Annotated in this window: 14 protein-coding genes; 3 read left to right on the forward strand and 11 right to left on the reverse strand. The window is 62.3% G+C overall.

Going from position 1 to position 15,550, the window contains the following annotated elements:
• Window positions 1–7: 7 nt before the first annotated feature.
• Entirely contained in the window at window positions 8–610 is a 603-nt protein-coding gene (locus tag ACWHXP_RS25085; protein ID WP_489634781.1) for a UbiX family flavin prenyltransferase, read from the reverse strand.
• Window positions 611–632: 22 nt separating this feature from the next.
• Window positions 633–944, reverse strand: coding sequence for a Grx4 family monothiol glutaredoxin (gene grxD / locus ACWHXP_RS25090; RefSeq protein ID WP_039784040.1), 312 nt, complete (start codon window positions 942–944; stop codon window positions 633–635).
• Window positions 945–1,105: 161 nt separating this feature from the next.
• On the opposite strand from grxD, the gene ACWHXP_RS25095 reads away from it, so the two are divergent.
• Complete coding sequence (locus tag ACWHXP_RS25095) at window positions 1,106–1,252, forward strand: hypothetical protein (protein ID WP_157845661.1); 147 nt, start codon at window positions 1,106–1,108, stop codon at window positions 1,250–1,252.
• A gap of 62 nt (window positions 1,253–1,314) precedes the next feature.
• On the opposite strand, the gene hpf is transcribed toward ACWHXP_RS25095, so the two are convergent.
• From hpf to ACWHXP_RS25130, 7 genes are all read right to left on the reverse strand, one after another.
• Window positions 1,315–1,677, reverse strand: a complete 363-nt coding sequence (hpf, locus tag ACWHXP_RS25100) for a ribosome hibernation-promoting factor, HPF/YfiA family (protein ID WP_034331451.1) — start codon at window positions 1,675–1,677, stop codon at window positions 1,315–1,317.
• Window positions 1,678–1,829: 152 nt separating this feature from the next.
• On the reverse strand, window positions 1,830–3,320 hold the full coding sequence (locus ACWHXP_RS25105) for an RNA polymerase factor sigma-54 (protein WP_121045784.1): 1,491 nt from the start codon (window positions 3,318–3,320) through the stop codon (window positions 1,830–1,832).
• Between the two features lie 131 nt (window positions 3,321–3,451).
• A complete protein-coding gene (lptB, locus tag ACWHXP_RS25110; RefSeq protein ID WP_134223405.1) occupies window positions 3,452–4,195 on the reverse strand; it encodes an LPS export ABC transporter ATP-binding protein in 744 nt (247 codons plus the stop codon).
• A 2-nt stretch (window positions 4,196–4,197) separates the two neighbouring features.
• Window positions 4,198–4,836, reverse strand: a complete 639-nt coding sequence (gene lptA, locus ACWHXP_RS25115; RefSeq protein ID WP_034331445.1) for a lipopolysaccharide transport periplasmic protein LptA — start codon at window positions 4,834–4,836, stop codon at window positions 4,198–4,200.
• A 51-nt stretch (window positions 4,837–4,887) separates the two neighbouring features.
• Window positions 4,888–5,496, reverse strand: coding sequence for an LPS export ABC transporter periplasmic protein LptC (lptC, locus tag ACWHXP_RS25120; RefSeq protein WP_034331443.1), 609 nt, complete (start codon window positions 5,494–5,496; stop codon window positions 4,888–4,890).
• On the reverse strand, window positions 5,493–6,047 hold the full coding sequence (locus ACWHXP_RS25125) for a KdsC family phosphatase (protein ID WP_489623800.1): 555 nt from the start codon (window positions 6,045–6,047) through the stop codon (window positions 5,493–5,495). The genes lptC and ACWHXP_RS25125 overlap by 4 nt, the downstream gene beginning before the upstream one ends.
• Window positions 6,047–7,075, reverse strand: coding sequence for a KpsF/GutQ family sugar-phosphate isomerase (locus ACWHXP_RS25130; protein WP_489634780.1), 1,029 nt, complete (start codon window positions 7,073–7,075; stop codon window positions 6,047–6,049). Before ACWHXP_RS25130 ends, ACWHXP_RS25125 begins: the two co-directional genes overlap by 1 nt.
• Window positions 7,076–7,448: 373 nt before the next feature.
• Between ACWHXP_RS25130 and ACWHXP_RS25135 the strand changes: the two genes are divergently transcribed.
• The gene (locus ACWHXP_RS25135; protein WP_039784052.1) at window positions 7,449–9,440 is read left to right on the forward strand and encodes a monovalent cation:proton antiporter family protein; all 1,992 of its coding nucleotides are present in this window, start codon (window positions 7,449–7,451) and stop codon (window positions 9,438–9,440) included.
• 252 nt (window positions 9,441–9,692) lie between these two features.
• Window positions 9,693–11,348: a methyl-accepting chemotaxis protein gene (locus ACWHXP_RS25140; protein WP_489634779.1), complete on the forward strand. Its 1,656-nt coding sequence runs from the start codon at window positions 9,693–9,695 to the stop codon at window positions 11,346–11,348.
• Between the two features lie 86 nt (window positions 11,349–11,434).
• Here ACWHXP_RS25140 and ACWHXP_RS25145 read toward each other — a convergent pair whose 3' ends face one another.
• Both ACWHXP_RS25145 and uvrA read right to left on the reverse strand, forming a co-directional pair.
• On the reverse strand, window positions 11,435–12,202 hold the full coding sequence (locus ACWHXP_RS25145; protein WP_489634778.1) for a phytanoyl-CoA dioxygenase family protein: 768 nt from the start codon (window positions 12,200–12,202) through the stop codon (window positions 11,435–11,437).
• A 163-nt stretch (window positions 12,203–12,365) separates the two neighbouring features.
• Window positions 12,366–15,233: an excinuclease ABC subunit UvrA gene (gene uvrA / locus ACWHXP_RS25150; RefSeq protein ID WP_134223400.1), complete on the reverse strand. Its 2,868-nt coding sequence runs from the start codon at window positions 15,231–15,233 to the stop codon at window positions 12,366–12,368.
• Window positions 15,234–15,550 lie beyond the last annotated feature (317 nt).

The raw sequence follows: 15,550 nt of genomic DNA on the forward strand, positions 1-15,550 counted from the left end.
TAACGCATCACTCAGTCCCGCCCTTCATGCCCTTCCACTCCGGCGTCAACTGCATGGAAATCCCGAACATGTCCAGCACGCGTCCCAGCGTGTGATCCACCATCTCTTCCATGGAAGCAGGGCGCTGGTAGAAGCCGGGCAGGGGCGGGAAGATCACGCCGCCCATTTCGGTGACGGATGTCATGTTGCGCAGATGGGCCAGATTGAACGGGGTCTCGCGGACCATCAGCACCAGCTGGCGGCGTTCCTTGAGCACCACATCCGCTGCGCGGGTGATGAGGTTGTCGGACAGACCATGCGCCACGGCGGCCAGGGTCTTCATCGAACAGGGCGCCACCACCATGCCGGTGGAGGCGAACGAGCCGCTGGCGATGCAGGCGCCGACATCGCGCACGTTGTGCACCACATCGGCCAGCGCTTCCACATCCTTGCGCCGCATGTCCAGTTCCTGATGCAGATTGAGCACGCCAGCTTCGGACACCATCAGGTGCGTTTCCACCTGGCCATGCTTGCGCAGATGCTCCAGCAGCCGCACGCCATAGATGGCACCGGTGGCACCGGTGATCGCAACGATCAGGCGCTGGCGCGGCTGGCTGGAAGAACTGCTCATGAGTCAGTCAGGTAAGTAAAACTCAGCCCTTGATCAGGGTCTGCAGTTCGCCGGACTCGTACATCTCGGTCATGATGTCGGAGCCGCCGACGAATTCACCCTTCACGTACAGCTGAGGAATGGTCGGCCAGTTCGAGTATTCCTTGATGCCCTGGCGCACGTCCGGGCTTTCCAGCACGTTGACGGTGACGATGTTCTCGGCACCGCTGGCCTTCAGCAGCTGGATGGCCTTGCCGGAAAAGCCGCATTGGGGGAACTGTGCAGTGCCCTTCATGAACAGCACCACGGGGTTTTGGGTCACGGTTTCTTTGATCCAGGATTGGACGTCGCTCATGGCTGTGCCTTTAAAAATGGGATTGCCCGACATTATAGGGAAAAGCCGGCGGGCGCGTTGAAATCGCCTGCATGCTGGTGGCCTGTCTGAACGGGAAAAAAATTGCATCGAGGAAATGATTTATATCGTATGCAAATTCTTGTGTCGAAGATGAGGGTGCCGTGAAGACATTCAAGCCGTCCCTTGCATCATCGTCAGCAGCGGCGGTGGAAAAGTTGCTTTACGCAATGATTTATATCTTTTCCACAGGCTTGGCCAGTTCGGCGGCCGCAAATGAAAAAGGGCGCTTGCGCGCCCCTTCCTCATGAAATTCGGCTGGCTTTCTCAGCAGCCTTGCGGCTGCGAGGTGGCTTGCCGAGGGTGTCCTGGCTTATGCCGCTCCGGCCACCGCATCCTCCGGCGTTTCGTCCGGCAGGCGCTTGGCCATGGAGTGATGCTCCTGCAACTTGTCCTTGTGCTTGATGACCTGGCGATCGAGCTTGTCGATCAGCGTGTCAATGGCAGCGTAGAGGTCGTGTGCGATGCTTTCCGCATGTAGATCCTTCCCCTTGATGTGGACGTTGATTTCCGCTTTTTGGCGCTTTTCCTTTTCTGTGAGTTTATCTACGCTCAGGATCACGCTGACGTCGATCACGTTGTCGAAATGGCGCTTGATACGCGAGAGCTTGCTTTGCACGTATTCCCGGATGGCGGGGGTCAGTTCGAGGTGGTGTCCACTGATGGTCAGATTCATACAAGACTCCTATCGTGAAGTCACTGGAGGTTCGTGCAATCGATCCTGCTGCAGCTGTACCACGGGCACGGTCTTCGTGTCGGATGGCGCGGGCATCAGTCGGATGCTTGCCTGAACACAGCAACGGTACTGCAGAAAAACTGAGGAAAAACTCAGAGGGACTTGCGGAGATTGACCGGCGGAATCTTCAACACTTCGCGGTATTTGGCGACTGTGCGTCGCGCGACCACCATGCCTTGTTCTGCCAGCATATCCGCAATCTTGCTATCGGATAATGGGGTCTGCGGGTTCTCGGCTCCTATCAACTGTTTGATCAGCGCCCGTATCGCGGTGGAGGATGCTTCACCTCCGGTTTCAGTCGCGACATGGCTACCGAAGAAGTATTTCAACTCAAACATTCCATGCGGAGTGAGCATGTATTTCTGAGTCGTCACGCGAGAGATGGTGCTCTCGTGTAGACCCAGTGTATCAGCAATTTCACGCAGCACAAGGGGGCGCATGGCGACTGCCCCATGTGAAAAGAAGTTTCTTTGACGTTCCACAATAGCCTGCGCGACGCGCAAAATTGTATCGAAACGTTGCCGCATGTTCTTGATGAGCCACTTGGCTTCCTGCAACTGCGACGACAGCGAACCTTCTCCCTTGGCTTGCTTCAATGCACTGGCATACATCGCATTGACGCGCAGCTTGGGCATGACCTCATGGTTGAGCATGACCTGCCAGCCGTTCTTTGTCTGCTTGACAATCACGTCCGGCACCACATAGTCCGAGGCATCGCGCGCGAATTCCGCACCCGGATGCGGACGGCACTGGCGGATCACGGCCTGCGCTTCACGCAGGTCTTCGTCATCGCAATCCAGTGCCTTCTTGATCTTGTTGAAATCGCGTTGTGCAAACAGCGGCAGGTAATCCTCCACGATCCTCAAGGCCAGCTTGCGCGTCACGAAGGGAATCTTGGGCAGGCGGCGGATCTGCAGGGCCAGGCATTCGCCGGCACTGCGCGCACCGACACCCGCCGGGTCCAGGCTCTGCAGCAGCTTGAGCGAAATCGACAGCTCTTCCATGTCGATGCCCAGCTCTTCGGGCAGGCGCGCGTGGATGTCTTCCAGCGGCTCTTCCAGATAGCCGCTCTCGTCGAGCGCATCGGTGAGCAGTTCCAGCAGCGCACGATCACGCAGGGTGCGTGCGGTCACGCGGATCTGTTCCAGCAGGTGTTCGCGCAGGGTCAGTTCGTGCGCTTCGAGTTGTGGACGGGCATCGTCATCGTCTGGCGACTTGCCGCTGCGCGCGACGTCGTCGAAGCTCCAGTCGGCATCCCCCGTGACACCGGCTTCCGGCGCGTTGTCCTGGTAGTCGAAGCTGGAATCGCCATCGCTGGCGGCCGGGGCCGCTTCGCCGCTGCCTTCGTGACTGGTTTCGGCAACGCCGCTGGAGGGCGAACTGGAGACCGCGCCATCGGCCAGCAGACGTACCGAATTGTCGAGCGCGTCGTCGAGGCGTTCCAGCAGGGGATTATCGGAGAGGATCTGTTCCAGTTCCTGGTGCAGTTCCAGCGTCGACAGTTGCAACAGTCTGATCGACTGCTGCAGTTGCGGCGTCAATGCGAGGTGCTGCGAGGTACGTAACTGGAGCGACTGTTTCATCTGTCTTTCTGAAAGCGGCGTGGCCCGCTGGTTGCTCTGCCGGTCGTTGCGTATTGCGTATTGCTTGTTGCGTATTACGTGATGTGCACTCTGTATTTCTTCAAGCGTATCGGGCAAGCCGACTGCACCGCTTACATGCGGAAATGCTCGCCCAGATACACGCGGCGCACCGACTCGTTGGCGATGATCTCTTCCGGATTGCCGCTGGCCAGCACCGTGCCCTGGTTGATGATGTAGGCGCGATCACAGATGCCCAGCGTTTCGCGCACGTTGTGGTCGGTGATCAGCACGCCGATGCCGCGTTCCTTCAGGAAGCGCACGATGCGCTGAATCTCGATCACGGCAATCGGGTCGATACCGGCGAACGGTTCATCCAGCAGCACGAAGCGCGGATCGGTGGCCAGTGCGCGGGCGATCTCGACGCGCCGGCGTTCACCGCCCGAGAGCGACAGCGCCTGGCTTTCGCGCAGCTTCTCGATCTGCAATTCGTGCAGCAGGTTGTTGAGGCGGCCTTCGATTTCATCGCGCGAGAGCGGCTTGCCCTCTTCCCGGCGCAGTTCCAGCACGGCGCGGATATTGTCTTCCACCGTCAGCTTGCGGAATACCGAGGCTTCCTGCGGCAGGTAGGACAAGCCCATGGTGGCACGCTTGTGGATCGGCATGCGCGAAATGGACGCGCCATCGAGGTCGATCTCGCCACCATCGGAAGGCACCAGTCCCACGATCATGTAGAACGAGGTGGTCTTGCCGGCCCCATTGGGGCCGAGCAGGCCGACCACCTCGCCGCTGCGCAATTCCATCGAGACATCGCGCACTACCTGGCGCGCGCCATAACTTTTCTTCAGGCCGCGAACGACCAGCGAGCTGACTGCCATCGTTACTGATCCTTTCCGCTGTCGCGACGCGTTGCAGGCTGCGCGGCGTTGTTCTTGCCCGCGGGCTGGGCCGACGGGGTGGCCGGCGCGGTGCTGCCTGCCGGCGGCGGATTCTTGGGCTGGATCACCGCAGTGATGCGGCCTGCGCCCGGCTTGCTCTCGCCGGTGGCGGTGTTGTTCACGGAATAGAATTCGGCGCGGCTGTCGTAGGAGATGAATTCGCCGTTGACTTCATCGGTGATGCGATCGCCGTCCATGCGCTGGATGTGCGCGCGCTGGAACAGCTTGGAGATTTCGGTCTGCTCCGAATACTCGATGCGCTCGGCCTGGCCTTCGATCCACAGGTTGGGACCGCCGTCACGCTTCTGGCGGAAGTTGGCCAGCGCGCCCGGGGCCGCATACAGCACCGCATTTTCATAACCGTACTGGTCGGTCGTCAATACCACGCGGCCGGCCTTGATGATCAGCGTGCCGCGGGTCATGACCACGTTGCCGGTAAAGGTCTTCACCTGGCGCACGTCATCGTAGACCATCTGGTCTGCCTCGATGTTGGTCGGCTTGGTGGAGTCCGCCTTCTCGGCGTTGGCCACGCCGCACACGGCAGCCAGCATCAGCATCGGCAGTAAGAATGAGCGTTTCATTGGGTTCCTGTCTGATCGGTTCTTGGCGTTTTTATCCCGGAGTCATCCGGCTTAGCGTTTCTTCGGAGTGGGCTCGTAATAGCCGCGGACATTGCCGAACAGCTGCACCACCTGGGTCGCATTGTTGGCCACCATGCCCACGCCGTTCAGGCGCGTGGTGCCCATGGTCATGGCCACCGGCTTGTCGGTCTTGACGATTTCATCGTCAGGCAACAGCAGCAGGTATTCCGACACCAGGTGCATCTGCTCGCGGCCCTTGTAGGGCGCGCGAATGGCGTTGGCGTTGCCGTACATGTGGATCTGCGTCTGGTCGTCGGTGACGCGCGCGGTATCCGAGTAGAGCTCCATCGGTGCCTGGTTCTGGTCCAGGTTGTGCACCACCGGCTTGGTGATCTCGAAGGAGTCATCCGTGGGGTAGTGCACCATCTTCGTTCCCGCAACGTCATAGCGCGGCAGACCGGTCGGGCCCATGCGCACGTAGTTGAAGTTTTCCAGGTAGTAGTCGGGTTTGCCACGCGGACGCTGCGCCGGTTGCTGGTCACCCGCGGCCCGCATGGCCTGCATCACCCAGAAGCTGCCCAGGGCACCGGCGATCAGGATCACCAGAATCACCGCCAGGCGGATGCGCTCGGCGTTGCGTTCTCCGCTGCGCCCGCTCATGCCAGGTACGGCGCGAGGGCCGCCTCGTAGTTGCCTTGTGCTGCCAGCACCAGGTCGCAGATCTCGCGCACGGCACCATGGCCGCCGCTGGCCTGGGTCACGTAGTCGCTGCGCGACTTCACCTCGCGATGGCCGTTGGCCACGCAGGCCTTGAATCCGACGCGGGTCAGTACCGGCAGGTCGATGATGTCGTCGCCCAGGTAGCCGCAATCCTGCGGCGTCAACTGCACCTGCAGCAGCAGCTGTTCGAAGGCCTGGCGCTTGTCGTGGATGCCCTGGAATACATGGGCGATGCCGAGATCGCGCGCACGGCGCAGCACATAGGGCGACTGGCGCGCGGTGATGATGGCGGCAGCGGTGCCGTATTGCTGCATCATCTTGATGCCGTGGCCATCGAGCGCGTTGAAGCGCTTGAAGGCCTCGCCATCCTCGCCGTAGAACAGGCCGCCATCGGTGAGCACGCCATCCACGTCGAAGATCATCAGGCGGATCGCCGCCGCCTTGGCGAGCGCGGCAGCGGGCAGGGTGCTGGCGAAGGCTGGCGCGTTCATCAGATCACCTTGGCGCGAGTGAGATCGTGGATGTGCAGCGCGCCCGTGAGCACGCCGGCCGCATCGGTGACCAGCAGCTGGTTGATGCGGAATTGTTCCATCAATTGCACGGCATCCACGGCCAACTGGTCCTGGTTGACGGTCTGCGGATTGGCATGCATGACGTCGGCGATGTAAAACTTGGAAAAGTCCTGGCCACGCTCCAGCAGGCGGCGCAGGTCGCCGTCGGTGAAGACGCCGACCGGGCGGAATTGCTCATCCACCACGGCGGTCATGGCCATGCCCTTGCGGGTGATTTCCATCAGCGCTGCCGACAGCGACACGTCCGGGCGCACGGCGGGAATGGCTTCGCCGCTGCGCATCACGTCGCGCACGTGGGTCAGCAGGCGGCGGCCCAGTGCACCACCGGGATGGGAGCGCGCAAAATCTTCCTCGACGAAGCCGCGCGCATCCAGCAGCGACACCGCCAGCGCGTCGCCCATGGCCAGCGTGGCCGTGGTGCTGGCGGTCGGGGCCAGGTTGAGGGTGCAGGCTTCCTGCGCCACGCCCACGTTGAGGTGGACGGCGGACAGCTTGGCCAGGGTGGACTGGTCATTGCCGGTCATGGCGATGATCACCGCACCCATGCGCTTGACGATGGGCACGATGGCCAGCAGCTCGGCCGTTTCACCGGAATTGGAAATGGCAATGAAGACATCGCGCGCCGTCACCATGCCCAGGTCGCCGTGCGCGGCTTCGGCCGGATGCATGAACAGCGAGGGGGTGCCGGTAGAGGCCAGGGTGGCGGCGATCTTGCGGCCGACATGGCCGGACTTGCCGATCCCCGAGACCACCGCACGTCCCTCGCATTGCAGCAAGGTCTGCACGGCAAGTGCCAGAGGGGCGGCGCTGTCGTCGCGCAGGCGGTCTTTCAGGGCCAGGATGGCATCGGCTTCGATCTGCAGGGTCTGGCGTGCCAGTTCGATGGCACGGCGGGCAGCCCCGGCCGAAAAAGATGCAGGCGTGGTTTTGTCATCGGTTACACTCATAACCGAAGTATAAACGAATTAGCAAAGCAAAAAACTTGCCAGATGTAAGGGAATGCTGCCGGATTTGACGTGATATGCAGCGTTGCATCGCGCCGCAGCACCGCTGCCACGGGGGATTTCCGGCCATTGCCGGGATGGGGCATGGCATTGCAGCAAGCGCGGAGGGTTCACGGTCGCACTGAATTACTCTGCTGTTGTGGAGCCACACGTATGAATTTCAAGGCGATTTCGCGCCTCGCCGCCCAAGGCTTTCCTTCATATTGCACACTGGTCAGGTGAACTGCCTTTTGCTGGTGCGTTGCCAATTTTACAAATTCATTCATATCGAACCCCGCCGCAGCCCGGCGGCTTTTGACAAGAAACCCCAACAGCAATGTTTTCCGGACTGGAACTGACCCTTTTCCTTCTGGCTGCCGCAGTCCTTGGCGTGGTCGCCTTCCGCATGATGCAGTTGCCGCCGATGCTGGGCTACCTGGTGGTGGGCATCATCATCGGCCCGCACGGCCTGGCTTTTGCCGAGGACAATGAAACCACCCATGCGCTGGCCGAGTTCGGCGTGGTGTTCCTGATGTTTTCCATCGGTCTGGAGTTTTCGCTCTCCAAGCTCTCGGCCATGCGCCATATCGTCTTCGGCCTGGGCGTGGCACAGGTGGCGGCGACCATTGCCACCACCATGCTGGTGGCCTGGGGCGCGGCCATGGTGCTGCCGCAGTTCGCCAACGTCAGCTGGCAGGCGGCCTTTGCGCTGGGCGGGGCGCTGACCATGTCGTCCACGGCGATCGTTTCCAAGCTGCTTACCGAGCGGCTGGAGCTGGAGACCGAACACGGTCGCCGCATCCTCGGCGTGCTGCTGTTCCAGGATCTGGCGCTGGTGCCGCTGCTGATCGTCGTGCCGGCGCTGGCCAACAATTCCGGCAACATCATGGTCACGCTGGGCTGGGCCGTGGGCAAGGCGCTGGTTGTGCTGGCGCTGCTGCTGTTCTTCGGCAGCAAGCTCATGCGCGGCTGGTTCCGCATCGTGGTCAAGCGGCGCTCGCAGGAACTGTTCATGCTGAACCTGCTGCTGATCACCCTGGGCGCGGCCTGGATCACCGAGAAGGCCGGCCTGTCGCTGGCGCTGGGGGCCTTCATCGCCGGCATGCTGATTTCCGAGACCGAGTTCAAGCACCAGGTGGAAGAAGACATCAAGTCCTTCCGCGATGTGCTGCTGGGCCTGTTCTTCATCACCATCGGCATGCTGCTCAATGTGCGCACGCTGGTGGATCACTGGTTCCTGGTGTTGCTGCTGCTGACCGGGCCGGTCCTGCTCAAGTTTGCCCTCATCGCCGGACTGGCGCGCCTGTTCGGCTCCACCACCGGTGTGGCGCTGCGCGTGGGCCTGGGCTTGGCGCAGGCCGGCGAGTTCGGCTTCGTGCTGCTGAGCCAGGCCGGCGGCCTCAAGCTGGTCGATCCCATGCTGATCCAGGTGATCCTGGCCGCGATGGTGCTGTCGATGCTGGCCACGCCCTTCATCCTGGCCCAGTCCGACGCCATCGTCATGAAGCTGTCGGCCAATGAATGGATGCTGCAATCGCTGGCCTTGACGCAACTGGCGACCCGCACCATGGGTGTGCAGAAGCACGTGATCATCGCCGGGTTCGGCCGCAGCGGCCAGAGCCTGGCGCGCCTGCTGGAAGAGGAGGGGATCGCCTACCACGCCCTGGAGATGGATCCGGAACTGGTGCAGGACGCCCGCAATGGGGGCGCCAATGTTTCCTACGGTGACGCGGCCCGGCGCGAGAGCCTGGTGGCTGCCGGCATCCACCGCGCGGCGGCGCTGGTGGTGACCTATGCCAGCACACCCTCGGCATTGAAAGTCTTGCATCACGCCCACGAGCTGGAACCGGAGCTGCCGGTGATCGTGCGCAGCCACGATGATGCCGACCTGGAAAAGCTGCTGGCCGCCGGTGCCACCGAAGTCGTGCCGGAAGCGCTGGAAGGCAGCCTCATGCTGGCCTCGCATGCGCTGGTGATGCTGGGCGTGCCGCTGCGCCGCGTGGTGCACCGCGTGCAGGATGCGCGCGATGAACGTTACGCTTCACTGCGCGGTTACTTCCACGGCATGTCCGATGCAGAAGCCGATGGCGTGGGCATGAACGTGCGTCTGCAATCTGTCACCCTCATCGGCGGTGCCAGCGCCATCGGCCACACCTTGGCCGACATCGACCTGCCGGCCCAATGTGGTGCCGAAGTCGCCATGCTGCGACGCGGCAAGCAACGGCTGGAAGCGCCGCAAGACACCGAACTGATGGCCGGCGACATCGTGGTGCTGCGCGGCAGTTCCGAAGCCATCCTGCGCGCCGAAAAACGCCTGCTCAGCAAATAGCCGGAGAGCGCCGCTGGCAGCCGATGCGCAGCGGCTCGTGCCGCACACTTCAGCACATCTGCTCATCATTCCAGCCTGCCAAAAATAAATGTTCACTTCCCACATCCCGGACCTGTTCCCCTGGTACGGGAAATGCTAGTGTTTCCGGGTGGCAGCGACGCAGCCTTATCGGCGCGCGCTGGACGCATCAGGACTACGGGTCCACACAATGAATCCGTTGTAGAGAAAACAAAAGTGAAGTCCGGGAGGAACATGTTCAGCAAATTAACCATCAGGGCACGCCTGATTTTCGTCATCGGCTTTCTGGCGCTGATGCTGGTCGGCTCAGGCGTATTGGGCCTGGTCGGATTGCGTTCGACCAATGCGCAGATGCGCTCGCTCTATGAAGACCGCCTGGTCGCCTTCTCCCAGCTGGAGCGCATGTCGGCGGCGCTGGATGCGGCGCGCAATGGCATCTCCACCTCCATCGTCGGCGACTCCGGCGACATCGATGCCAACATGGACCGGATCGAGAAGGCCATCAAGGCCAACGACGCCATCGTCAAGCAATACCAGGACACCCAGCTCACCAGCGATGAACGCGTGCTGCTGGACAAGCTCATTCCCCAGCGCCAGAAGTTCGTCACCGATGGCATCAAGCCGGCGGCCGAAGCCTTGCGCAATCGCGACTTCCAGGGTGCGATCGAACTGTATGGCGGCGTCATGCTCAAGCTCTACGCCGATGCCCATACCACGCTGGCGCAACTGATGGACCTGCAGCGCACGGTCGGGCGCGAGCTGCACGAACAGGCACAGCAGCGTTACCAGACCCTGCTGGTGGTGATGGGCGTGGCCATGGCGGCGGGTTTGTTCGTGGCGCTGCTGATGGGCGTGCTGCTGGTGCGGGCGATTTCGCGTCCGCTGCAGCGTGCGGTCACCGTGGCCCAGGCCGTGGCTGCCGGTGATCTCACCCAGCAGATCGACGTCCACAGCCAGGATGAAACCGGCCAGCTGATGCAGGCGCTGCGGCAGATGAATGACAACCTTCAGGGCATCGTCGGCCAGGTGCGCCTGAGCACGGATACCATTGCCACCGCTTCCAGCGAAATCGCGCATGGCAACCTCGATCTCTCCTCGCGTACCGAGCAGCAAGCCGGGGCGCTCGAAGAAACGGCGTCCGCCATGGAACAGCTGACCTCCACCGTGCGCCACAATGCCGACAGTGCGCAGCAAGCCAAGGAACTGGCGCACTCCGCTTCCGAAGTGGCGGTGCGCGGGGGCGAGGTGGTGCGCCAGGTGGTCGATACCATGAGTTCCATCAATCAGTCTTCCAGCAAGATCGTCGACATCATCAGCGTGATCGATGGCATCGCCTTCCAGACCAACATCCTTGCCCTGAACGCCGCAGTGGAAGCGGCGCGCGCGGGTGAGCAGGGACGCGGCTTCGCCGTGGTGGCGTCGGAAGTGCGTTCACTGGCACAGCGTTCTGCGGCCGCAGCCAAGGAGATCAAGGTCCTGATCGATGATTCGGTCACGCGGGTGGGGACCGGCAGTGCCCTGGTGGCACAGGCCGGACAGACCATCGACGAAGTGGTCAGAAGCGTGCAGCGCGTGAGCGAAGTGGTGACCGACATCAGTGCAGCCGGGCAGGAGCAGAGCCAGGGCATCGAGGAGGTCAACAATGCCATCACGCAGATGGATGAAACCACGCAGCAGAACGCCGCGTTGGTGGAACAGGCCGCAGCCGCCGCACAGTCCATGCAGGAACAAGCGGCACGCCTGTCGGAAGCGGTCAGCGTGTTCCGGCTCGGCGGTACTGCCGTCGCCGGCGTACCGGCAGCCCAGGCGCTGTCCGCGCGTGCAACTGTTACGGTGGCTGTGCCGGCATCAGCGGCCTTGCCGGGCAAGGGTGGCTTGCTGCTTCACTGACACCGCAAGTCACCGCGTCTTTCCGTACCGGTACGGTCGCTTCGACCTTGCCGGTACAGTGATCCGCCCCCAGCCAGTACAGTCGTTCAAGTGTCCAGGGCCATATCCTCGGACGCAGCCGAACGGGTACCGGGCAGGGGCGGATTGCTTTTGCCGTGATAGGCGAACACGGCCGAACACTTGACCTGTTCACTGTCGTTGCGGCCGGCGGCATGGAACAGGCCACTGTGGAACAGCACCACGTCGCCCGGCGCCAGTGACAGCGCAATGCCCTGCGCAAACAGGGCCTGGTTGGCGGCCACATCCGGGCGCAGGAAATCCAGTTCATCCATCTGTTCCGGCTGCAGCTTGAGCTTGTGCGAGCCGGGGATGAATTTGAGCGCGCCGTTCTCCGGCGTTTCCGCACCCAGCGCCAGCCATACCGAAATCAGTTCATTGCGCGGGAAGGACCAGTAGCGGATGTCGCGGTGCCAGCCGGTGGCGGTGCCGAAGGCCGGGTGCTTGGTCATGATGCAGTTGTGATGCGCCAGCGTGAGGCAGACCGGTTCCTCGAACAACTGGTGCAGCATGGCCACCAGTTGTTGATCGGCGGCCCATTCGCGATACACCGGATCGCGCTGCCAGGCTGCCCGCAGACGCCGCGCGGTGCGGCCTCCTTCGGCCTCCAGCGAGGCGGGAGCGCCTTCGTAGCCGACTTCGGCTTCGTATTCCAGCGGTGCGACAGCACGTTGCAGGTGATCTTGCGTGACGGCGAGCAGGCGTTCGCGCAGGGCGTCAGGGACCATGCCCTTGAGCAGGAGATAGCCCTGTTCGCGGAAGAAGGCGACCTGGGCGGGTGACAGCGGGTTCGACATGATGGACTTTCGGGGTTGCACGGCGGCCCGTCCATGGCGGACGGGCGAGCCTTCATTGTGCGCCGGATGGCGGCCAGGTGCATGACTCTATGCCATGGCCGGCGCAGCGCAAGATACAGATGGGCAGCAATTCTGTATCGTTTGCGCGCGCGCAAGTCCGGACTTATTTTTCTTGCTTCGATTTCTTCTTCAGCAGCGGACCCAGGTACTTGCCGGTGACGCTGGCCGGATTCTTGGCCACGTCCTCGGGCGTACCGGCCGCCACGATGCGGCCACCGCCGGCACCGCCTTCGGGACCGAGATCGATGATCCAGTCGGCGGTCTTGATGACGTCCAGGTTGTGTTCGATGATGGTCACCGTATTGCCCTGGTCGCGCAGACGATGGATCACCTTGAGCAGCAGGTCGATATCGTGGAAGTGCAGGCCGGTGGTCGGCTCATCCAGGATGTAGAGCGTACGGCCGGTATCGCGCTTGGACAATTCCAGCGACAGCTTCACGCGCTGCGCCTCGCCACCCGAGAGGGTCGTGGCGCTCTGGCCCAGCTTGATATAGCCCAGGCCCACATCGAGCAGGGTCTGCAGCTTGCGCGCGATCAGCGGCACGGGTTTGAAGAACTCGTGCGCGTCTTCCACCGTCATGTCCAGGATCTCGGTGATGTTCTTGCCCTTGTACTGCACTTCCAGCGTTTCACGGTTGTAGCGCTTGCCGTGGCAGACATCGCAGGGCACATACACGTCCGGCAGGAAGTGCATTTCCACCTTGATCACGCCATCGCCCTGGCAGGCTTCGCAGCGGCCGCCCTTGACGTTGAAGGAGAAACGTCCGGCGCTGTAGCCGCGTTCCTTGGCCATGGGCACGGTGGCGAACAGATCGCGGATCGGCGTGAACAGGCCGGTGTAGGTGGCCGGGTTGGAGCGCGGCGTGCGGCCGATTGGCGCCTGGTCCACCGCGATCACCTTGTCGAAGTGTTCCAGTCCGCCGATGGCTTCGTGCTCGGCCGGTTCGGTTTGCGAACCGTACAGGTGGCGTGCCGCCGACAGGTACAGCGTGTCGTTGACCAGGGTCGACTTGCCCGAACCGGAGACCCCGGTCACGCAGGTCAGCAGGCCCACCGGCAGTTCCAGGTCCACATTCTTGAGGTTGTTGCCGGTGGCGCCCGTGATGGTCAGCATGCGCGATTCATCGCAGGGCGTGCGCTTCTTGGGCACGGCGATTTCCAGCGAGCCGTTCAGGTACTTGGCGGTCAGCGACTTCTTGTTCTTGAGGATGTCCGGCAGCGAACCATGGGCGATCACGTCACCGCCATGCACGCCCGCGCCGATGCCCATGTCGACCACGTAGTCGGCAGTGCGGATGGCGTCTTCATCGTGCTCCACCACCAGCACGGTGTTGCCGATGTCGCGCAAATGCTTGAGGGTATCGATCAGGCGGTCGTTGTCGCGCTGGTGCAGGCCGATGGAGGGTTCATCCAGCACATACATCACGCCGGTCAGTCCCGAGCCGATCTGCGAAGCCAGGCGGATGCGCTGGGCTTCGCCGCCGGAGAGCGTATCGGCGCTGCGTTCCAGCGAGAGATAGTCCAGGCCGACGTTGTTGAGGAAGGTCAGGCGCGAGACGATTTCCTTGATGATGCGATCGGCGATTTCCTTCTTGGCACCGGTCAGCTTCAGGGTCTCGAAGAAAGACAGGGTCTCGCGCAGCGGCGTGGCAGCGACTTCGTAGATGGCACGCTGCTGCTTGCCGCTACCCACCTTCACATAGCGCGCTTCCACCCGCAGGCGGGCGCCGTGGCAGGACGGGCATTGCTTCTCGTTGATGAATTTGGCCAGTTCTTCCTTGACCGCCATCGAATCGGTTTCGCGATAGCGGCGCTGCAGGTTGTTGACCACGCCTTCGAAGGTGTGCTCCTTGACCACCGTGCGGCCACGCTCGTTGACGTAGGCGAACGGAATGGTCTGGCGGCCCGAACCGTACAGCACTGCCTGCTGGGCCTTGTCGTCGAGCTGCTCGAAGGGCACATCGAGGTCGAAGCCGTAGTAGGCGGCGATGCTGGTCAGCATCTGGAAGTAGAACTGGTTGCGGCGATCCCAGCCCTTGATCGCGCCCGAGGCCAGCGACAAATTGGGGAAAGCCACGATGCGCTTGGGATCGAAGAACTCGATGTGGCCCAGGCCATCGCATTCCGGGCAGGCACCCATCGGGTTGTTGAAGGAGAACAGGCGCGGCTCCAGCTCCTGCAGCGAATAGCCGCAGATGGGGCAGGCGAACTTGTTGGAATACAGGTGTTCCTTGCCGCTGTCCATTTCCAGCGCAATGGCGCGGCCATCGGCCAGGCGCAGTGCGGTCTCGAAGCTTTCGGCCAGGCGCTGCTTGATCTCCGCCTTGACCTTGACGCGGTCGATGACGACGTCGATGGTGTGCTTCTCGGTCTTCTTCAGCTTGGGCAGGTCATCGACCTCGTAGACCTTGGCCGACCCGGTGCCGCTCTGGATGCGGAAGCGCACGAAGCCCTGGGCCTGCATCTCCTCGAACAGGTCGGCGTGCTCGCCCTTGCGGTTGGCCACCACGGGGGCCATGATCATCAGCTTGGTGTCTTCCGGCAGCGCCAGGACTGCGTCGACCATCTGCGAGACCGATTGCGCCTCCAGCGGATGCTCGGGGTGGTCCGGGCAATAGGGCGTACCGACGCGGGCGTACAGCAGGCGCAGGTAGTCGTGGATCTCGGTGACGGTACCGACGGTGGAGCGCGGGTTGTGCGACGTCGCCTTCTGTTCGATCGAGATGGCCGGGGACAGGCCCTCGATCATGTCGACATCGGGCTTTTCCATCAGCTGCAGGAACTGGCGCGCGTAGGCCGACAGCGACTCCACGTAGCGGCGCTGCCCCTCGGCATACAAGGTATCGAAGGCCAGCGACGATTTGCCCGAACCGGACAGGCCAGTAATGACGATGAGCTTGTTGCGGGGGAGGTCTAGGTTGATATTCTTGAGATTGTGCGTACGTGCGCCGCGAATGCGAATTTCTTCCATGGATGCCTTCAGCTAGGGGTTGCCTGCCCCCGCGTGCGATCAGCCGATGAGCGATCACGCATTGTGCGGAGCAGCGATGGGGACAACATGTAACTATAACAGGACTGCGAATGGCCGGCAGGCGGGGCTGCAGCGGCAGATGACCCATGTGGGCATGCATCGTCGAATTGAAAGCGCGGCCGTGGAAAAAGCCATGGCCTTGCAGCGCAAATGCCGCAGGAAATCGTCTGCGTGGCGGATCCGGTGCAGGGATTGCTGATGAATGATGAAGCAGACAAGAAAAAGCCGGCGCGTGGCCGGCAGTTTCTTGTCATGTA

It is taken from the genome of Herbaspirillum sp. Her2 (assembly GCF_057961375.1).